General features: G+C 63.3%; 4 protein-coding genes and 1 pseudogene. All 5 read left to right on the forward strand.

Annotated features, from left to right (window positions below):
- Nucleotides 1–523, forward strand: a 523-nt coding sequence (locus tag COA17_RS18370; protein ID WP_483881753.1) for an argonaute/piwi family protein, incomplete at its 5' end; no start/stop codon positions are given.
- Nucleotides 524–890: 367 nt separating this feature from the next.
- Complete coding sequence (locus tag COA17_RS18375; protein WP_096614328.1) at nt 891–2,879, forward strand: ParB/RepB/Spo0J family partition protein; 1,989 nt, start codon at nt 891–893, stop codon at nt 2,877–2,879.
- Nucleotides 2,880–3,046: 167 nt separating this feature from the next.
- The gene (locus COA17_RS18380; RefSeq protein ID WP_096614330.1) at nt 3,047–3,988 is read left to right on the forward strand and encodes an ArdC family protein; all 942 of its coding nucleotides are present in this window, start codon (nt 3,047–3,049) and stop codon (nt 3,986–3,988) included.
- Nucleotides 3,989–3,999: 11 nt separating this feature from the next.
- Nucleotides 4,000–4,422: a hypothetical protein gene (locus COA17_RS18385; RefSeq protein WP_096614332.1), complete on the forward strand. Its 423-nt coding sequence runs from the start codon at nt 4,000–4,002 to the stop codon at nt 4,420–4,422.
- Nucleotides 4,423–4,728: 306 nt separating this feature from the next.
- Nucleotides 4,729–4,900, forward strand: a pseudogene (locus COA17_RS19775) (chromosome segregation ATPase); the annotation flags it as partial.

Consider the following 4,900-nt stretch of genomic DNA (forward strand, 5'->3'; position numbering starts at 1 on the left):
GGCGTACGAACTCTTGCGCGACGCGCTGGACGAATACGACCGTGCCCTCCAGCACATGCCGGCTCGGATTGTAATTCACAAGTCAAGTCACTTCCGCGACAGTGAGCGCAAGGGCTTTCTGCGCGCCCTCGACGAGAAAGGTATACGTGCCAAGGATTTCGTCGCTATAACCGACACTGACATTCGCCTCTTCGGTGACGGCGACTACCCGCCCAAGCGTGGTACCATGCTCTCCATCACCGAAACGGAGGGCCTGCTATACACCCGCGGTACCGTCGATTTTTATAAGACTTATCCCGGCGCTTACGTACCCAAGCCTCTGAAAATTACAGTCTACGAACAAGACTCGTCTCTCGAGAGCCTTTGCGAGGAGATACTCGGACTAACCAAGATGAACTGGAATAATACTCAGATGGACGGCCGTCTGCCGATCACTCTCGAATGCGCACGCAAGATCGGCGACATCATGAAATACGTCAGCCCGGCTGAGAAGCCCCAAGTCAGCTACAGCTTCTACATGTAGCACCTATCAACAACGCTGACGCATGGGTTCGGTGATCGAGGGGCCTGTGGCGCATTCCAGGACTTCCAATCTGACGGGGCAAATAGGCAGGTTCGGCAGGACTGGAGGTTCATCTGAACGGACACGAATGGCTATCTTTGGTCGTGTGTTTCCACCCTCGGCTCCTACGTATCCGAATGGCGGCTATTCTTTTTCGCGCGCTTCAAGCGGGCGTTCTGGACCGTCTGCTCACATAGTCATTCGTCATTGTTCCGCGCTCATCAGAAGGTCCGCTGCGAACGCATCAGAGGGGAGGGGGCTTTGCCCTGATTGAGCCAAATGGGCGTCGATGGTCGATGCACCTGGCTCACAATCAGGAGTGTGTCCCATGATCAAGTCGATCCCGCTGAACAAGCTCGTTCAATCTCCCCGCAATGTCCGCCGTCACGACGATCCAGCCGCTGATGCCGAACTCAAGGCCAGCATCGCTGCCCATGGGCTGCTGCAGAACCTCATCGTCCGGCCTGCCGCGAAGGGCAAGTTCGAGGTCGAAGCCGGCGAACGTCGCCGCCGCGCAATGCTCGCGCTCGCCGACGATAAGATCCTCGCGCGTGATCACGAAGTCACGTGCCTCGTGCTCGAAGACAGCGCCGAAGCCGCGGTCGAGACCAGCCTCGCGGAGAACTTCCACCGCCTCGCAATGAACCCCGCCGATGAAGCACAAGCCTTTGCCGCGCTCGTGGCAGGCGGTGCGACCGTCGAGGATGTTGCGCGCCGCTTCGGCCTGACCGTCCGATTCGTCGAGGGTCGTCTGCGCCTCGCGACGCTTGCGCCAGTCGTGTTCGAGGCTCTGGCATCGGGTCAAATCACTCTCGACATTGCCAAAGCGTTCGGTGCGACTTCGGACCAGGAAATCCAGGCTCGCGTCTTCGAGCAAGTTTCCTCAGCCTACTATGCGCCCAACTCGGACAGTATCCGGCGCATGGTCCTCTCCGGGACCGTCCGGGGCAGCGATCCGCGCGCGCGGCTCGTTGGTCGCGATACCTACATCGCCGCTGGCGGCCGCATCGAACGCGAACTTTTCGATGACGACGACAGCGAATCCTGGGTCGATGTCGCCTTGCTCGAGAGCCTCGCGGCGGCGAAGATGGAAGAACAGGCGAAGGCGGTCGCAGCCGAGCAGGGTCTCGCCTGGGTCAAGCCCACGCTCGATCCCTATGCCAGCCATGATCTGGTCGAAGGGTTGGTCAGGCTTCCTGCCGAACCGGCGCCGCTCACCGAGGCGGAACTGGCGAGGCTCGATGAGCTCGATGCCTCCTATGACGAGCATGCGGCGATCCTCGAGGACGAGGATAGTGCCGGGGAAGCCGTGGCGGCGGCCGAAGCGGCGATCGAGGCCATCGAACGTGAGTGTCAGGAAATCCGCGCACGCCCGCCAGTCATCGCGGCCGAACTCAAGGCCGAAGCGGGCATGATCCTGGTCCTCTCGCGCGATGGCACGCCGGTTCTCCAGCCCGTGTTCTACGGCGAGCGACAGGCTGAACCTGCCGAAGCCGACAGCGGGATCGAAGTCGTTCCGGCGGACGATGGCTCGGACAAGCGCCGGACCACCTTGTCCAAGCGCCTGGTCGACGAGCTCGCCATGCAGCGCCGCGACGTCCTTGCGCTGCATGTCGCCTCTGACCCCGGGCTGGCGCTCGACGTCATGGTCTTCACGCTGGCTGATGCCGATACGCACGATTGGCGGACGCGGGCTGCGACCACACTGCGTGCGCCTCTTCCGGCAGGTCCGATCATTGGCTTCGAAGCCAAGGATGCTCCGGCCAGCAGCGCACTTGCCGAGCTCAGGTCTGGTCTCGACGAAAGCTGGCGCGCGGGCACCGATGCGACTTCCCGCTTCGACCTCTTCCGGGCGCTGTCCGATGACAGCCGTGCCGCTTGGCTTGGCTATGTCGTTGCCCGGTCGCTCGAGGCGAGCCTCAACATGGCGGGCGAGCGTCAGCTGCCGTTTCACGACCACCTCGGCAGCCTGATCGGCATCGACATGGCGCAGTGGTGGCGACCGACTGCGGCCAACTACTTCGACCGAGTGTCGAAGCAGGTGATCCTCGACGCGTTGACCGGCGTCGGCGGTCTCGAGCTCTCCTCGCGCTTTGCTGCGGTCAAGAAGGGCGACCTCGCGATGAGTGCCGAGCGCGTCTTCGCTGGCACCTACATCACCGAAGTCGAGGTGCGCGAGAAGGCTCTGGCCTGGGTGCCTGAGGTCATGCGCTTCGCTTCCGCCGCGCCAGAGGCTGGCGAGCCCAAGATTGACGCCACTGACGCTGAGCCACGCGTCGATACCGAACATCAGTCCCCCCGCGAGCTGGCCGCCTGACCTCCTCCTGACAGGCAAGGCCACTCGCACCTCGAGAAGCGGTCCTTCGGCTTACGCCGGAGGGCCGCTTCCTTTTTGGAAGGAGAGCAGAGCGGGCTCGGGACCCTGTGGCACTGACCGGCGAACCCGTCGCCGATTGTCCAGATGCCAAGATCAGGAGAACCATCATGGCCTATCGCAAAGGGCAGAGCGGCGGCTTGTCGCCCGCCACCCGCATAACCCAGGAAATCATCGCTCGACTGGAGGCTGGCACGAAACCATGGATCAAGCCGTGGCGCGGTGTGCCCGTTTCGCGGCCCCTGCGGGCCTGCGGGATTCCATACCGCGGCATGAATGTGTTCTGGCTCTGGATGGTTGCCGACATGTGCGGCTACGCCTCCCCGTTCTGGATGACCTACAATCAGGCCAAGTCGCTCGGCGCCCAGGTCCGCAAGGGCGAGAAGTCGACCATCGCGATCTTCTACAAGAGCTACACCAAGGAGGTGGAAGCCCCCGAGACCGGCGAAAAGACCGACGAGGCCCGCCGGGTGCTGAAGGCCTATCCGGTCTTCAATGCCGATCAGGTCGAAGGTCTGCCCGAGCGCTTCCATCCGGCTGCAACCCTGGATCTGGTCGAGCCTGAAGGGCGCGAGGCCGAACTTGATACCTTCTTCGCCGCCATCCCCGTCAATCTGCGCCACCAAGGCTCTGAAGCCTATTACGAACCTACGGCGGATCGCGTGACGATGCCGCCGACCAGCCTGTTTTCCGGCTTCGACCACTACTATGCCACGCTCGCCCACGAGCTGTCGCACTGGACCGGCCATGCCAGCCGCCTGGGGCGTGATCTCAAGAACCGCTTCGGCACGGCGGCCTATGCCGCCGAAGAACTGGTAGCCGAGCTATCGAGCGCCATGCTCGGCGCTGAGCTGGGCCTGCCCGTCACGCACCTCGACAGCCACGCGAGCTACATTGAGCATTGGCTCAAGCTTCTGAAGGATGACGATCGCGCCATCCTGACGGCTGCGGCCAAGGCCGAGGAGGCTTCGACCCTGCTGCTAAAGCTCGGTGGTAGGGTCATGCCCGAACAGTTCGATAACGCGTCAGACGGCGCTGCACTCGCGGCCTGAGGGAGGGTGTCATGGGCAGATCGGTCAGCTATCCCAGCGGCGCAATCGTCGCATTCACGGTTCTTGAGGTTGAAGCCGAGGACGACTGGGAATTCGAATACGAGTGGCTGCGTGACGACCTGCGCGAGCGGGCCGGCCGAGCCTTCCCGTCGCTGATCCCGTATGACGGCTGGCGCGGCCGGGAGGATCGGATCCTCATGCGCAATGCCTATGCGGATTTCGGCGTATCGGTCTACGGCGGGCTGGTGGCCGTCTGGATCGTCGAACGCGATGACGGGGCCTATTGGGACGCCGATTGGCGCACGGCACGTTCACCCCGCGCACAGCGCTGGTTGTCCCAAATCGCATCCCGCTTCGATGCCGTGTTCGGCGACTATGACTGTCTCGGGCATATGTCGAACGGAGAGGGTGTCTACGCCAAGCGAGCGGCTTGAGCCGAGCCGGGGCGGTGAATGGATGAGGCATAGGGCGTGCCCCTGCCAATGGACCTGTTCCGACCGCCCATGGCCTGGCGCCATGCGAGAGAGGCCCTGGGCCAGCCGCCAGTCTTGCGCAACCCGGCTTGGTCGGGCCCGTGTTGGCCTCCGCCCTTTGGGCTCAAGGCCTGCCCGCGCCAGCCCGCCAAGCCGGGTTCCCCCTGACGGGTGCGCAACCCTGCCTGAATGCTGACCCTGACGGGCTCTCGCTGGCGCAGCCATGAGCGGGTGCGTCGGCCTCACGTCAGTCAGGAGGACTTCCCCATGCACACGTCATTCGCCGATCAACTCGCCGGGCTCGATCTTGCCGGCTTTTCCATCGGACCTGCCCCCATATCGACAAGCGATTTCCCAGTCCGGGAGGCGGTCGTCCAAACCCTCGAAGCGGTCTGGTCCGATCTCTTCGCCATGGTGTCGGGGACCGCTCTTGAAGCCG

It is taken from the genome of Sphingomonas ginsenosidimutans (genome assembly GCF_002374835.1).
Taxonomy (GTDB): Bacteria; Pseudomonadota; Alphaproteobacteria; order Sphingomonadales; family Sphingomonadaceae; genus Sphingomonas; species Sphingomonas ginsenosidimutans.